Raw genomic sequence first — 14,762 nt, forward strand, 5'->3', positions numbered from 1 at the left:
TGAGTGGCCCCCGGCACAAGGCCGCGGTGACGGAGGAAGAGCAGGACAACTCGCAGATATTCGGCGCTCTGCGCCGGCGAGGCGCCGTAGAGCCGAACCGGATAGCCGTCGGCCTGTCGCCTCCCTTGCAATGTAGGATTTCGCCTGCTTGGCTCGCCCGGTCCGAGCCGCGCAAGCGCCGGTCCGCTCTTTGATCCTGTCGATCTCATCCATGTCGCGCCACTGCCGCGTCGCTGCCGCGTCCGTGTCGCGTTGCTGTCGCGTCCCTGGCGCGTCGCCGCCGCGTCAGCGGCGCAATCCCGTCGCGTCTGCGCAGCGTTCAAGGCGTATCGGCTCGCAAACACAATGACCTCAGTCAATTTAGTCAACATTTTCGGGGATCCTGACACCGGAAGTCCTCATCCGGAGGGGGGCGATCTACCCGTGACTTTCGTGACCTTCGACGGATTTCCGCGGGTTTCCGGCGCCTGTCCTGAAGCCCCTCGAGCACGCGGCGACGTGCGCTTCAATGCACAGCACGGCGCATGGCACCCGCGCTGTACCGCGATCACGCCGAGACAGAGAGGATCATGCCGGCGCACCCTCTCGCGCCTTGCCGGCGTCTTCGCGGGGTATGGATGGCGGCTCGGCTCCGACCTGCCGGATGCTGTCGACCACGAAGCCGCGCTTCCACAGCAGCCACAGCAGCACCATGCCCGGCACCGCCACGAGCGTGGTCATGATCCAGAAGCCGACCCAGCCGAACGCGTCGGCGGCATAGCCGGCCGGTGTCGACAGCCACGTCCGCCCGACCGACGCGAAGGACGAGAGCAGCGCGAATTGCGTGGCCGTATAGGCCAGGTTCGACAGCCCCGAGAGATAGGTGACGAACACGGCGAGACCCATGCCGCTCGTCACCTGCTCCGTCGCAACGGCGATGGTGAGCCAGGTTGTCGAATGCCCCTGTGCGGCCAGGACCGCGAAGGTCAGGTTGCTCACCATCATGAGCACGCCCGACGCGAACAGCGCGCGACCCATGCCGAGCCGCGCCATGAACGGCGGCGCCAGCGCCACGCCCACGATCAGCCCCCAGAAGCCGACGAGCTTGTTGATCGCGACGAACTCGGTGTCGGTGAAGCCGAGCTCGACGATCATCGGGTTCAGCATCGCCTGCCCCATCGCGTCGCCGAGCTTGTAGATCAGCACGAACAGCAGGATCAGCACCGCGCCGCGGCGGGCGAAGAACTCGCGGAACGGTCCGACGATCGTCTCCTCCAGCCACCGGCCGAAGGACCGGCGCGGCTCGGTCCCGATCGCGCGCTCGTGCAGCCCCGGCCCTGCCCACAGGGCAGCGAGCAACCCCGGGATCACGCACAGGCCGGTCAATCCATAGGCCATCGCCCACCCGAGCCCGAGCGCCTCGGGCGAAGCCATCGCGATCGTGCCCACGCCCGCGAAGAAGGCGCCGAGACGGTATCCGAACTGGTTGTTGGCGGTGCCGTAGGGCAATTCCTCGTCCGAAAGGATCTCGATACGATAGGCGTCGATGACGATGTCCTGCGTCGCGCTCAGGAAGGCGGTGACGATCGCCCAGAAGGCGAAGACGCCGAGATGCTTCTCGGGCGCGCTCGCTCCCAGCATCCAGATCGCGCCGAACAGCAGCGCCATGATCAGGAACAGCCACGCCCGCCGCTGCCCGACCAGCGCCGAAAGAACCGGCAGGCGCACGCGATCGATCAGCGGGGCCCACAGGAACTTGAGCGTATAGGGCGTCGTCAGGCCGACCGCGAAGCCGATCGTCTTCTTGTCGATTCCGACCTTGGCAAGCCAGAAGGTCATCGTGCCGAGCAGCAGCGCGAGCGGGAATCCGCTCGATATGCCCAGCAGCAGGGCCGCGATCGGTCGGGGACGGACGTAAGGCGCGATCGTCCTCAGCAATCCCCGTTCCATGCGCGCCCCAACCCATGTCGCCATCCACTTGCTCCCCGCCCGCAACCGCGCGACACTAGCGCAAAAGATCGGGAGAGGAAGGATGAACGCGCCCACCCGCGGCCAGCTCGCGCTCGCCGCCCGACTCGCCGGAGGCGGCAGCCGTGCCGCCGATGCGGTCAGCTACGTCGATGCGACGGTCTACACGTCCCCGGACGTGCTCGCCGCCGAACGAGCGCGCATTTTCGCCCGCGCGCCGCTGGTGATCGCGCCTTCGGCACTGCTCCCGGAGCGCAACATGGCGGTGCCGCACGACGGCTTCGGCAAGCCGCTGCTCGTCACCCGCGACGGCAATGGCGAAGCGCATGTCCTGCTCAACGTCTGCCGCCACCGCGGCACGCGGCTGGTGGAAGGGCAGGAATGCGTGAAGGCGCCGCGCCTCGTCTGTCCCTATCACGCCTGGAGCTATGCCCCCGACGGCCGCCTGATCGGCGTGCCGCGTCCGGAAACCTTTCCCGGTCTCGACAAGGCCGAATACGGCCTGAGGCGCCTGCCGACCTACGAGGGCGGCGGCCTGATCTGGTTCTCCTTCGCCGAGGACGCGGACTTCGCCGAGCCGCGCGCGCTCGCGCGGGATTTCGAGGCGTTCGATCTCGCCGGCCAGCATCTGTTCCGCCGCCGCACCCATGACGTCGCCGCCAACTGGAAGCTGATCATGGATGCGTTCCTCGAGAGCTATCACGTCGCCCGCCTCCATTCGGAGACGATCGGCAAGTTCTTCAAGGACGGCGTCTCCACAGCCGATACGATCGGCCCGCACCAGCGCTCGGCGGTCGGCCGCGACGCCGACGAGGCGGCGCTCTCCTCCAGCGACTGGGGGGAGCTCCGCCGCGCGATCACCTTCACCTATCAGATGTTCCCCGGCGCGGTGCTCGTCGCCAGTCCGGACTACATCAACCTGATGGTCCTGATGCCGCAGTCGGAAGGCCGCGTGCTGGTCGAGGATTTCATGTTGATCCCCGAAGCCCCCGCCACCGACAAGGCACGCGATCATTGGGAACGCAGCTGGGCGCTGCTCGACGGCCGCGTGTTCGGCGCGGAGGATTTCCGCGCCGCCGAGCTGGGCCAGCAGGGCCTCGCATCCGGCGCGGTCGATCGCATCACCCTGGGCGGCCTCGAACGCGGCATCCGCATCTTCCACGACGCGGTCGAGGAGCAGCTTCGGGGATAACGGAGAATGTTCCCGAAGATGCAAGACCGCTGACAGGATCGTTCGCCTTAGAATCTTTTCCGAATACCCAGTCGGATGGTACGGCCGAGGGGATCGATCTCATCGCGGCTGAAGCCGGCTGGAGTGCTGCCGTCGCTCAGCGTAACCCGCCGGTAGCTGTCGAACAGGTTCTGCACATCCAGCGTGATGCGCAGGTTCGAAAGCAACGAATCCTTTTCCGCCTGCGCCATGAGTCGCTCGGGTTCGATGAACATGCCCAAGTTGAATTGCGTCGTCGACGGATAACGGAAATCGTTCCGCCCGCCCGGTGACGCGGTGTTGCGAACATAGGCGGCGCTTTGCCAGTTCCCGTTCAAGGTCGCGCCGATGCCGCGCTTGCCGGCGACCAGCTGAATCGAGACGTTATGCCGCGGCTGGGCACCATCGCCGCCCAGCCTGTCGAACACCGGGATCCCCGGACGGATCAACAGCTCGCTTCTGAGCTGCCAGCGATGGTTGATCGACAAGCTCAGCTGAACAGGGTCCGCTATTCTGGCCAGCGGCGCGCCAGTTCCGGCGGGGCGCGCTCCCTTCGGCCGCCGTCCCGTCGACAGGCGCAGGACCAGCGACGTGGTGAGCTGCTCGCTCAGGTCCCGCGTTATGTTGATCGGACGCGCATCGACCGAGACGAGGCGGCCAGACGCATCGCGCGTGATCCGCTCCGGAAAGGCGGCCTCGACCGCCGGCGTGAATGTCGGGAACGAGCCGACGCCGCCGTCGGCGACCTGCCGCTGGTATCCCAGGTTGATCGTCGCGACCTGGCTGCCGAACGGGCGCAGCATTCCGTTGAGTGAAAGGTTGCGCCGGCTTCCGCGCCGAAGGTCCGGATTTCCTCCGGTGATCCAGACCGGCTCGGCCATTTCCTGACGGATGAAGTCATAGACCTGGGTAATGGTCTCGATCCGCGGGCCGTCGAGCAGATCGACGCTCGGCGCCATCTCCTCGTAGCTGAACGAACCGCGGAGCTGGAGAATGGGGACCGGCGACCAGATCAGCTTTCCGGTGAACCGCGGCTGCGGTCTGACGCTCGTGCCCAGCTCCACACCGCCCGACAGATCGGCCGACAGGTCCCCCAGCGGGGCGAGGACGTCCGCGCTGCGGCTGGCGATCGGAATGCTGATCGTTTCCTGGATGGTGAGCCGGTCCCGCTGCGCCGCGCTTCGCAAGCTCGTGCCGGCGGCATCGTCGATACGGCTGTTCACCGAATTGCTGCGGTTCGCGGCGATCGAAAGATTGGAGCTCACCTGCCCGGCCGGAAGCGAGAGGATGGTCTTGGAGACGTTGAGCTGGACATTCAGGCTCTCGTTCGTCGATCGGTTCCGGTCGACCAGCAGCAATGTCCGCTGCCAGGGACCATAGGGATTGAACGACGGATCATTCCGGTCGATCAGGTCCTGAACCGCGCCGGCATCGATCCCGCGCTCGAAAGTGCCGTTGGACCAGCCGCGCAGATAGTTCGCGATGACCGTGGTCTGCCACTCGCCGATCGCCCCGGACAGCGACAGCGACAGGCCCAGCGTCTCGGTCCGCTGGGTGTTGCGCAGCGCCCGAGCGCCGTCGAGACCGCGTATGAGCGCGACATCGTCGGCGAAGGGAGACCAGGGATTGTCCGCCGGCAGCGTGACCGCGGCCGTCGCGAGCCCGTGGAGTTGCGTGCTGCTGCCGGTGGTCGCGTTGATATTGAGCGAGCCCGAAAACGTCCCCAACGGGCGGGTGACGCCTGCGTTGAACGACAGCGAGCGGCTCGACGGCAGCAGGCTCTCATAGGCGTTCGGATCGCCCCATCGGACCGTATCCGCGGTTGCGGCGAAATCGTCCAGCGCGGGCGGGTGGAACACCGCGCCTGGCGGAATGCCTGCGATCATGATCGGTCTGCCCGCCAGCAGGCTGAGCTCGGGATCGATCTCGCCTCCGTTCGCGCCTTCGATGTGACCGGCGAGGTCGACGGGGGCGCCGCGCGGGATCCGCCGCTCGCTTTTGAGCAGGCTGCTGTCGCGCGAGATCTGCGCCTGCGCATTCCACTGCGTCGGCCCGTCGATCACGACCCGCCCGACCGACAATCGCTCGCTGTCGCGCCCGCCGGCCGTCGGCAGGGTCAGACCGGCTTCCGTATGCCAGCTGGAGAACTTCTTCTTCAGCACCAGGTTCACGACCCGCTGATCGGACGGATAGCCGTATCGGGCTGCAGCCTCGGGAGGCAGGATGGCGAGACGGGCGAGCGCCTCCGGAGGAAAGCCGGTGATGCCGGCCGCCGTGCCGATCCGCTTCCCGTTCACGAGAAGGACCGGCTGCTGGTCGTTGATCAGCGGTTTGATGTTCTGGATCAGCTCGCCGATGCTGTCGGCGCCATAGATGCCGATCTCGCTTTCGTTGAGCTCGGCTTCCGGAGCCACGACCGCGTCGCCATAGCGGGCGGTCACGACGATGTCGTCCGCCGCGCCGGCGATAGTGGCGGATGATCGTCCACTCCCCTTCTCCTGATCGGCAGGGCTCGGGGATACGTCGGCTTGCGGCGGCGTCTGCGCGCAAGTGGGGCCGGCAACGACGGACAGGACCACCAGCCCCGCCAAATGAGCCCAATCCAGGCCGCGCGCCGGCCGGACGTCACCGAGATCGCGAGTTCTGCGTCCCTCGACGAGCCCACGGCTGATGTCGGCCAGTCGATGGGTAAGACGAATCATACGCGGTCACTTCGAGCATAAGGCCCGCATTTCCCTAGCCAACCGCGCCGATGGCAACTGTCGCGAGGGCTTCCGACCTCGACTCCCGGCGAGCGCCGGTTCAAAAATTTGGGCGCCCTAGGGGGCGCCCAAGTCATGGGGAGTACCGTTGCGAAAGAACCGGTCCGTCACGAAGACGATCAGGGATCGACAACGCTTCCGTTCGACGGCGAGATCAAGTGGACATCGCCGATCACCGTGCAAGGTGCCGACCCGCCGCCGCCCGGCAGCGACGCATTGACCGACAGGATCTTGGTCACGTTGTTCCACGTGCCGCCGATGGTGCCGGAGCATCCGCCGGGCGTGATGGTGGAGACATCGACGTTGCTGATCGACAAGGTGCTGGTCGCGCCGTCGAACGTGACCGGATAAGGCGTGTTGTTGAAGGTTATGGTGCTGCACAGACCGAACGCTCCGCCGGAAAGGCTGGGCGTGGCGGTAGCGCTGTGTCCATCCGGTGCGACAGACACTTCCAGCGTGAGGTCGCAGGTCAGCGCGATGCCCTTGTTTACGTCCACCGTTCCCTGCAGGATCCAAGGGCTGGGATAGGTCGTTCCATCCGGGCTGTAGGTGTCGGCATAAGCGGTCTGCGCGCTTAAGAGCGCCACTGAGCCCATGCACAATGCCACGATCTTCTTCATGGTTTCCTCTCCTAAACACCACGGGTTATTATTTGGATAGCGCCCTATTCGTTAAGAGGGCATTTCTAAGATCGACAAAATTTACAATGATGTCAAGAAAGTTTTTTGTCATTATAGTATAATTTAAAGGCTCCTCTCTTCAGAAAACATGCATTTTCTGAATCTATCCTATATTGTAATTGGTATACTGTATTATATACTAGAATTTCTTCGCCATACTGAATCCAAATATGCGAGGATCAAGCGTGAATACATTGGTAGTCAAGCCAGTGTCATCGCTGTTCGTGAAGAAATCCGTAATAGGCGTCTTGTTGAAGACGTTCTTCACATAGAACTGCAAGGAAAGGTCCCATTTCGGCTGATCCAGCGTCACCGCCAGATTGGCGTTGTCCCACGCCTTGAGACGATCATATTCGGTGTTGTAGATGCGCGCGTAGCTCTTCGACTGACGATAATAGTCGCCGCGGAAGGTCAGCTCCCAATCGTCGATGAAGAACGTGTATTGGGCGCCGACATTGAAGGTCAGACGCGGCGAATTGGGCAGTTCGTTGCCGCCCAGATCAGCATAAAATCCGCGTCCGCTATTGGGGGCGCCGCTGCCGCCTTGGGCAATGTTCAGTCCGATGGTGTCAGGATTGTAGGGAGCGAAAGGATCATAGGTGAAGCCAAAGAACCGATCGTAAGGAACGACACCGGGCGCGGCCGGATTGAAGGACCCGACCCGTGACGATCCGGGGCACAGCGCGGCGAGTGCGGTCTGCTGAAGCCCGACCAGCGGCGAAGCCAGAATCCTTTCGACCAGGACGCGCGGCGCGATGCAATTGGACGGTACCTGGATCCACGGGCGGAGCACCATCCAGTCGGGATCGCCCTGGGTGCGATCCATGACATCGATCGATTGCGAACCTTCCTTCAGCCGCGTCCGGAGATAGCCGAGCGTGGCATCCATCCGGAACGCGCGCGACGGGCGCCAGGCCGCCTCGAATTCCAGGCCCCAGCTCGTCGCATTGAAATTCTCGTTATAGGCGATGCGGTCGACGATCTGGGAAACCTGATAATCCTTGTAGTCGTAGAAGAAGCCGGTGGCGTTCAGCGTGATTTTCCCGCCGGCGAAGCTGTTCTTGGTCCCGATTTCGAAGGCGTTGACATATTCGGGCCGGAACGTCTGCGGCAGGGGCAGATATTGCACGACGGAAGGGTTGAAATCGACCCGCGGCGGATTGGTGCCGCCGCCCTTGTACCCCCGCGCGGCGGAGAAATAGACCAGCGTGTCGTCGGTGAAGCCAAGCTCCGGTTTCCAGTCGAGCACCAGCCGGCCGGTGAACTTGTCCCACCTCTGCTCGATATCGGGCAACGCCGGATAGCCGCTGTTCACGCGGCCGCCGGTGGTCCCGCCCGGAAAGGCAGTTTCGGTGCCGCCGCCGAGCAGCAGCTGGCTCGGTATCTGCGAGGAAATCTTCTTGTCTCGCGTATAGCGCAACCCTGCGGTGAGCTTCACGTTCCGCGCGACGTTCCAGTAGAGTTCGCCGAAACCCGCCCATGACTTGGTCCTGATCAGGTTCCGGCTCAGGAAATAATTATGCCCCTGGTCGTTGAGCGCGTTCAACGGATTGGGATCGACGTAAACGCACTCCCTCCCCTCAAATCCGAGTTCGCAGGGACGCAGTGAGTTGGTATTTCCATTCCTATTATAGAACCACTGCGACAACATTGTGAAAATGTTGTTGAATACGTAATAATCGTCCTGAGATTTGAAGTCGAGGTAATTGGCGCCGACGTTGAAGTTGACCGGACCGTCATAGGACGATTGCAGCCGCAATTCCTGCGTCCACTGGCGGTTGCGCGACCGGCTGATGTCGATGGACACCATCCGATCCGAGCACCCAAGCTGCGGATCACAGAACTGACCGCCCGGCGTCGGTCCCGGAAAGGCGGTGGTATCGATCGGCCGATTCAGCGCGTCCACGAGCGGCTGCGTGGAGCTGTTGAACAGCGGCGCCGAAACGAAGCGGTTGTAGTCCTGCGAGGAATAATAGCGATCGCGCGTATAGGCAGTCTGCGACACCAGCTTCAACCCGTTGGCCGGCTCGAACTCCACATTGAACTGGAAGATGTCGTTCTTCGCGCGGAACACCGGATCGTAGCTGGTGGATATCTCGCGCAGGTCGCGCGATTGCACCACGTCCGCGAACGGATCGCCCGCGCTGACCGCATATACGGCCCGGCGAGGAGCGGGCCCGGGCGCAAAGCCCAGGCTGATGCCGCCGGCGACCCCGAGGAACACCAGGCTGTTGCCGTTGGGCGCGCCATAGGCGGCATCGTCGTAGAGCGATCCCGGCAGGCACCCCTGGCTCATGCGCCCGCGCGTCACCAAATTTGTGACGTTGACGTTCCCCACCCGCTCCGGTCCCGGATCACGCGTGCAGAGCTGCTTGCCGGTGCGCGAGCGGTCGTCGTCCTCCTCGAAATGCTGCCAGATCGCATTGACGCGGAAATTGTGGCTCGGCTCCCATTGCACCGAAGCACGCGTCGACCAGAGATCGCGGCCATTCACGCGATTTCCGGTGAAGCTGTTGTAGTCGAAGCCGTCGCGCTTGGTCATCTGGCCGGCGACACGAACGCCCAGCGTATCGGTGACCGGCACGTTGATCATGCCCCACAGGCGCCGGCTGTCGTAATTCCCCACCTCGGCTTTCACCTCGGCCTCGAACTCGGCGCTCGGCAGCGCAGGGATCAGGTTGACCACGCCGCCGGTCGCGTTGCGGCCGTAAAGCGTCCCCTGCGGGCCGCGCAGCACCTCCACGCGCTGCATGTCGAAGAATTCGGATTCGAACAGCCGGTTGCGGATCATCGGCGTGTTGTTGAAGCTTACGGCCACGGCCGGGTCGGTCGACGCCGAGATCGCCTTGGTCCCGATCCCGCGGATCGAGAAATTGTACATGCTGAAATTGCTTTTGGAGAAGCTGACGTTGGGAACGGCGCGCAGCAGCTCCGAACCGCCCTCGATCTTGTGATCGGCGAGCGACTGCGCCGAAAAGGCGGATATCGCGATCGGGACGTCCTGGAGCCGCTGCTCCGTCTTTTGCGCGGTGACGACGATGTCGTTGGCGGAATCATATTCGTCCGCCGGCTGCTGCGGAGCCTGCTGCGTCCCGGCCGCGACACCATCCGTCTGCGCCTGCGCATGTGCCGTCGCCGAACAGGACATGGCCACCAATGAAGCGCCCACGATCAGATGTGCACGAAATCCCGTAGATTTCATTCCCTCCGTCCCCTCCCTGTTACGGCTTTGCCCTGGCGGGCGGCCGTTTTTTCACCATCCGTCGAGTCGCGGCTGGTGGATGGAGCCTTCCCCTTATGTACATTGATGTCAACACGAAATAACACTGATGTTAATGTTCAATCCACTTCGCCCGCCTGCGACAAAATGGCTGGTTATCAGGGTATTAGGTATCAGGCTCGGGCCGTAGGTTCGTTATGGATCGACCGGCGCTGCCGTCCGCGTGACTAGCCGGCTAACGGATGAAATCGTGTTCCGTCCCCATAACGCCGATCTCTGCCGACGCGACGGCACCGTCACGGCTTATCGTAGAGTGATTGACGGAATAATCTCATCCTCTAGTGGATACATCCAAAATATGGGACATATGGCCCAGAATCCCGGAGGTGCGAATGATCAGTCGCCACGCTGGCTCCCGTATCGTCAAGATTCTCGCGGCGCTGACCTTCGCTGTCGGCGGCGGGGCGGCGCCGGCGCAGGACCCGCCGCGCGAGTGGACCGATCCCGACACCGGTCACCGCGTGATCCGCATCTCCGACCAGCCGGGCAGTTCGAGCCTCTATTTCAACTACAACGGCTACACGCCGGAGGGCGACAAGCTGCTGATCTCGACCCCGGCCGGGATCGCCGCCTACGACCTCAAGGCGCGCAAGCTCTCGACGGTGGTGACGATCAAGGGGCCGTTCCGGCTGCTCTTCACCGGCCGCAAGACGCGCTCGGTCTATTATCAGGTCGCACCCGACGGGAGCCGGCCCGGCCCCAAGACGATCTATGCTGCCGACATCGACACCGGCAAGGTCCGCAAGGTCGCCGAGGTGCCGAACGGCGAGATCCAGACGATCAACGCCGACGAGACGCTGCTCGGCGGAGTCGAGACCGATCCCAGCTCCGGCGCCGAGGCGCTCAAATATTTCCGCCAGCGCGACGCGCGCTTCGATCAGGCGGACTATCGCGCCTCATGGCCCGACGGGCGGCCGATGACCTACGCCGAATCGAAGGAGGTGCGCCTCAACGAACGGCTGGAAGCGAAGATTCCGATGACGATGTTCGTCATCGACACGCGCACCGGCCGGCAGCGCACGGTCTACAGCTCGACCGACTGGCTCAACCACCTCCAGTTCTCGCCGACCGACCCGGGCCTGCTCATGTATTGTCACGAGGGGCCGTGGCACAAGGTCGACCGGTTGTGGCTGATCCGGGTCGACCGGCCCGATGCCAGGCCGCTCAAGCTGCACCGGCGCACGATGAACATGGAGATCGCCGGCCACGAATGGTTCAGCCGCGACGGTAAGACCGTGTGGTACGACCTGCAGACACCGCGCGGCGAGGATTTCTGGGTCGCGGGCTACGAGATCGCGACGGGCAGGCGCAGCTGGTACCATCTCCAGCGCAACGAATGGTCGGTGCACTTCAACAGCTCGCCCGACGGCACGATGTTCGCGGGCGACGGTGGTGACAGCGAGATGGTCGCGCACGCGCCCGACGGGAAGTGGCTCTACCTGTTCAAGCCGAACGGCATCCCCGACGTGGCCGGGATCAAGGCACCTAATTCGGGCGCGCTGATCCACCCCGGCTATTTCACCTCCGAGCGGCTCGTGAACATGAAGAACCATGATTACCGGCTCGAACCCAACGTGAACTTCACGCCGGACGGCAAATGGCTGGTGTTCCGGTCGAATATGTTCGGACCGACCGAGGTCTATGCGGTCGAAATCGCTAAGACGCGGCAATAGGCCTTAATCAGCAAGCGCCTGACCCTTATCCTCACACGTCTCCTGTGCTCCCCTCGACGCGTGGCTTCGTTGCCACGGTTCGGCGCTTCGGCGAGCAATGTTTCCTAACACGCTTGACACCGCCTGCCCTGCGGGAGCATCGCTCAATTAATGATATTATAGACTACAATGTGAGACATTGCTGACAGCCCTGCCGAGACGGGGCGAGTGGGAGGTTGCGATGAGAGAGCGTGGATTCACCTGCGGTGCGGCTCTGCGGCTCACGGTTTCGATGGGGGCGATGGCACTCGGGCTGGCGAGCGTGCCCGCTTTCGCGCAAGAGACGCCCCCAGCCCCGGCCGATCAAGACGCCGCGCAGACAGCAGCCGCCACCACGCCCGACGACCAACAGGACCAGAGCCCGGACATCGTCGTCACCGGCTTCCGCGGCTCGCTGGAGAATGCGCTGCGCATCAAGCAGAGCTCGGCGGGCGTGGTCGATGCGATCAGCGCGCAGGACATCGCCGACTTCCCCGACGCCAATCTCGCCGACTCGCTCCAGCGTGTGCCCGGTATCTCGATCGAGCGCGACGGCGGCGAAGGGCGCGCGATCACCGTGCGCGGTCTCGGCGGCGACTTCAGCCGCACCCGCTTCAACGGGCTCGAGGCGATCTCGGCGACCACCGGCTCGACGCTGGGCGCCGGCATCAACCGCGGCCGCACCTTCGACTACAGCGTGTTCGCGTCCGAGCTGTTCAGCCAGGTAGTGGTCAACAAGACCCAGTCCGCCGAGGTCGACGAGGGCTCGCTCGGTGCGACCGTCGATCTCACCACCGGCCGGCCGTTCGACAAGCCCGGATTCCAGGCGGCACTGTCCGCGCAGGCGGCTTATTACACGATCAACGACAAATGGGCGCCGCGCATCGCGGGCCTGATCAGCGACACCTTCGCCGACGACCGCATCGGCGTGCTGTTCTCCTTCGCCTGGAACAAGCGCAGCGTGCAGGAGGACGCCTATTCCAACACCAGCCTGTCCGACTTCACCGACATCAACAACGGCTTCTGCCCGATCGTGCCGGGCACGCCGACGACGCCGGTCAACCCGCTGGTCGGCACTGCGCCGCGTGCGTCGCAATGCATTCCCGCGTCGGGGCCCAATCCGGGTTCCTCGCCGGACGCCTACAACGCGATCAACCAGCCGAACGTCTTCATGGCCCGCCTGCCGGGCTACGGCCGCTTCCTCAACGACCAGGAGCGGCTCGGCCTGACCGGCGCGATCCAGCTCAAGCCGACCGACCACATGCAGATCACGATCGACCTCGCCTATTCGCGGTTCGACCAAAAGAAGACCGATCTCGCCACCAATCCGATCAGCCTCAATCGCGGCAACGGCTCGCCGCCCGCGGGGACGTCCTGGACGGCCGCGCAGCTCGCGGGCCGTCCGAACATGAAAATCCGCGACGTCGAGATCAACGACGCAGGCGAGGTCGTTTACGGCGTATTCGACGACACCGACTTCGGCGTCACCAACAGCTACGACGTCTCCTCGACCTATTTCTGGCAGGCCAACGGCCGGATCGACCAGGATATCGGCGAAAAGGGCAAGCTCAGCATCCTCTACGGCCAGTCGCGTTCCTATTTCGACAACCCCTATTCCCGCCTCGTCACCTTCAGCCGCTTCGACGGCGACGGCTTCGTCTATGACGCGCGGGACAACCGGAAGACGCCGACCCTCGACTATGGCTTCGACGCGACCGATCCCAACAACTGGCAATATGCCAACGGCTACGACAACATCCGCCAGTTCCGCGCGACCGTCGACAACCAGTTCAAGACGCTGAAGGTCGACTTCCGGTACGAGCTCAACGACGCGCTGACCTTCAAGACCGGCATCGCCGGCAAGCGCTTCAAGTTCGCCTCGACCCGCGAGCAGCGCATCGCCTCGCAGAACCTGATCCCGCCGCTGCCTGCCGGCATGACCATGGCCGACATCAGCAAGGTGGTGACGGTCGACGGCATCGGCATCCCCGACGGGTCGACCAACTCCTTCGTGGTGCCCGACCTGTTCCAGATCATGCAGACCTTCAACGTCGACTGCGAATGCGTGAATCAGTTCGGCGACTTCCGCATGGGCAGCGTCGGCACCGGATCGCAGGGCGACAACCGCTCGGTGATCGAGCAGGACGTCAGCCCCTATGCGCAGCTCGACTACAAGTTCGATCTCGCCAACGGCATGATCGTGCGCGGCAACGCTGGCGTGCGCTACGCCCATACCGACCAGACCTCGGTCGGCTATGTCGGGGCCGGCGTCCTCGCCCGCGTGAACCGCAGCTACGACAACTGGCTGCCGGCGGTGAACCTGGCGGTCGACGTCACGCCCAAGCTGACCGCGCGTCTCGCCTATGCCAAGGCGATGTCGCGCCCGTCGCTCAGCTTCCTGACGCCGGGCGGCGCGATCGGCACCGCGCAGATCCCGTTCACCGCGACGGTCGGCAATCCCGATCTAGAACCATATCTCGCCGACAATTACGACGTCAGCGTCGAATGGTATTTCCAGCAGGGCGCAGTGCTGTCGGCCGCCTATTTCCACAAGGATATCAGCAACTTCGTCCAGCAGATCACCACGACCATGCCCTATGCGGAGGCCGGCCTGCCGCTCGAGCTGCTGTCGCCGACGCAGGACCCCAACACGCCGACCAACGTCACCACCTACCGCAACACCGCCGGCGGTAAGATCGACGGCTTCGAGATCTCGTACCAGCAGCCGTTCACCTTCCTGCCGGGCTTCCTCAGGCACTTCGGCGCGATCCTGAACTACACGCACATCAAGTCGAACATCTCCTATGTGCTGACGACCAGCGCTGCCGGCCCGACGATGCAGGCGCCGCTGATCAACGTGTCGCCCAACTCGGCGAACGCGACGCTCTATTACGAGGACGACAGGTTCTCGATCCGCGGCTCGCTCGCCTATCGCGACGAGTATCTGCGCATCATCCCGGTCCGCGCCGGCCTTGCCGACACCGCCGGCGCCTACAGCAGCACCAACATCGACGCCTCGGCGAGCTACAAGCTCACCGACCGGCTCACGCTGACCGTCGACGCGATCAACCTCACCAACCAGCCCACCAGCTATTGGGACGGCGAGGATCGACGCGATCAGCAGGTCTACAGCTCGACCGGCCGGCAGTTCTTCTTTGGCGCGCGGTACAGATTCTAAGGCGGCTCCTCACC

General features: G+C 64.0%; 7 protein-coding genes. 3 read left to right on the top strand and 4 right to left on the bottom strand.

All coding sequences use genetic code 11. From position 1 onward, the window contains the following. Positions 1–567: 567 nt before the first annotated feature. Positions 568–1,953: an AmpG family muropeptide MFS transporter gene (locus tag ACMGER_RS10860; protein ID WP_436812161.1), complete on the bottom strand. Its 1,386-nt coding sequence runs from the start codon at positions 1,951–1,953 to the stop codon at positions 568–570. Between the two features lie 58 nt (positions 1,954–2,011). Between ACMGER_RS10860 and ACMGER_RS10865 the strand changes: the two genes are divergently transcribed. Next, positions 2,012–3,139, top strand: a complete 1,128-nt coding sequence (locus ACMGER_RS10865; protein WP_436812162.1) for an aromatic ring-hydroxylating oxygenase subunit alpha — start codon at positions 2,012–2,014, stop codon at positions 3,137–3,139. Between the two features lie 47 nt (positions 3,140–3,186). Here ACMGER_RS10865 and ACMGER_RS10870 read toward each other — a convergent pair whose 3' ends face one another. From ACMGER_RS10870 to ACMGER_RS10880, 3 genes are all read right to left on the bottom strand, one after another. Then, positions 3,187–5,736, bottom strand: a complete 2,550-nt coding sequence (locus ACMGER_RS10870) for a porin family protein (RefSeq protein ID WP_436812163.1) — start codon at positions 5,734–5,736, stop codon at positions 3,187–3,189. A 302-nt stretch (positions 5,737–6,038) separates the two neighbouring features. Further along, positions 6,039–6,539, bottom strand: a complete 501-nt coding sequence (locus tag ACMGER_RS10875; protein ID WP_436812164.1) for a PraA/PraB family alkane oxidation protein activator — start codon at positions 6,537–6,539, stop codon at positions 6,039–6,041. A gap of 199 nt (positions 6,540–6,738) precedes the next feature. Next, positions 6,739–9,747, bottom strand: coding sequence for a TonB-dependent receptor (locus ACMGER_RS10880; RefSeq protein WP_436812865.1), 3,009 nt, complete (start codon positions 9,745–9,747; stop codon positions 6,739–6,741). Positions 9,748–10,211: 464 nt separating this feature from the next. Here ACMGER_RS10880 and ACMGER_RS10885 point away from each other — a divergent pair, with 464 nt between their 5' ends. After that, positions 10,212–11,552: an oligogalacturonate lyase family protein gene (locus ACMGER_RS10885; protein WP_436812165.1), complete on the top strand. Its 1,341-nt coding sequence runs from the start codon at positions 10,212–10,214 to the stop codon at positions 11,550–11,552. Between the two features lie 220 nt (positions 11,553–11,772). Beyond that, positions 11,773–14,748 carry a TonB-dependent receptor gene (locus tag ACMGER_RS10890; protein ID WP_436812166.1) on the top strand — a complete coding sequence of 992 codons (2,976 nt, stop codon included), beginning with the start codon at positions 11,773–11,775 and terminating at the stop codon, positions 14,746–14,748. Positions 14,749–14,762: the final 14 nt, after the last annotated feature.

This window comes from Sphingomonas astragali (assembly GCF_051400615.1).
GTDB lineage: Bacteria > Pseudomonadota > Alphaproteobacteria > Sphingomonadales > Sphingomonadaceae > Sphingomonas.

Bases quoted from the DNA above. Each gene is read 5' to 3' on its own strand.
- ACMGER_RS10885 (WP_436812165.1), top strand. From the start codon at position 10,212: ATGATCAGTCGCCACGCTGGCTCCCGTATCGTCAAGATTCTCGCGGCG.
- ACMGER_RS10880 (WP_436812865.1), bottom strand. From the start codon at position 9,747: ATGTCCTGTTCGGCGACGGCACATGCGCAGGCGCAGACGGATGGTGTC.
- ACMGER_RS10860 (WP_436812161.1), bottom strand. From the start codon at position 1,953: ATGGCGACATGGGTTGGGGCGCGCATGGAACGGGGATTGCTGAGGACG.
- ACMGER_RS10890 (WP_436812166.1), top strand. From the start codon at position 11,773: ATGAGAGAGCGTGGATTCACCTGCGGTGCGGCTCTGCGGCTCACGGTT.
- ACMGER_RS10875 (WP_436812164.1), bottom strand. From the start codon at position 6,539: ATGAAGAAGATCGTGGCATTGTGCATGGGCTCAGTGGCGCTCTTAAGC.
- ACMGER_RS10865 (WP_436812162.1), top strand. From the start codon at position 2,012: ATGAACGCGCCCACCCGCGGCCAGCTCGCGCTCGCCGCCCGACTCGCC.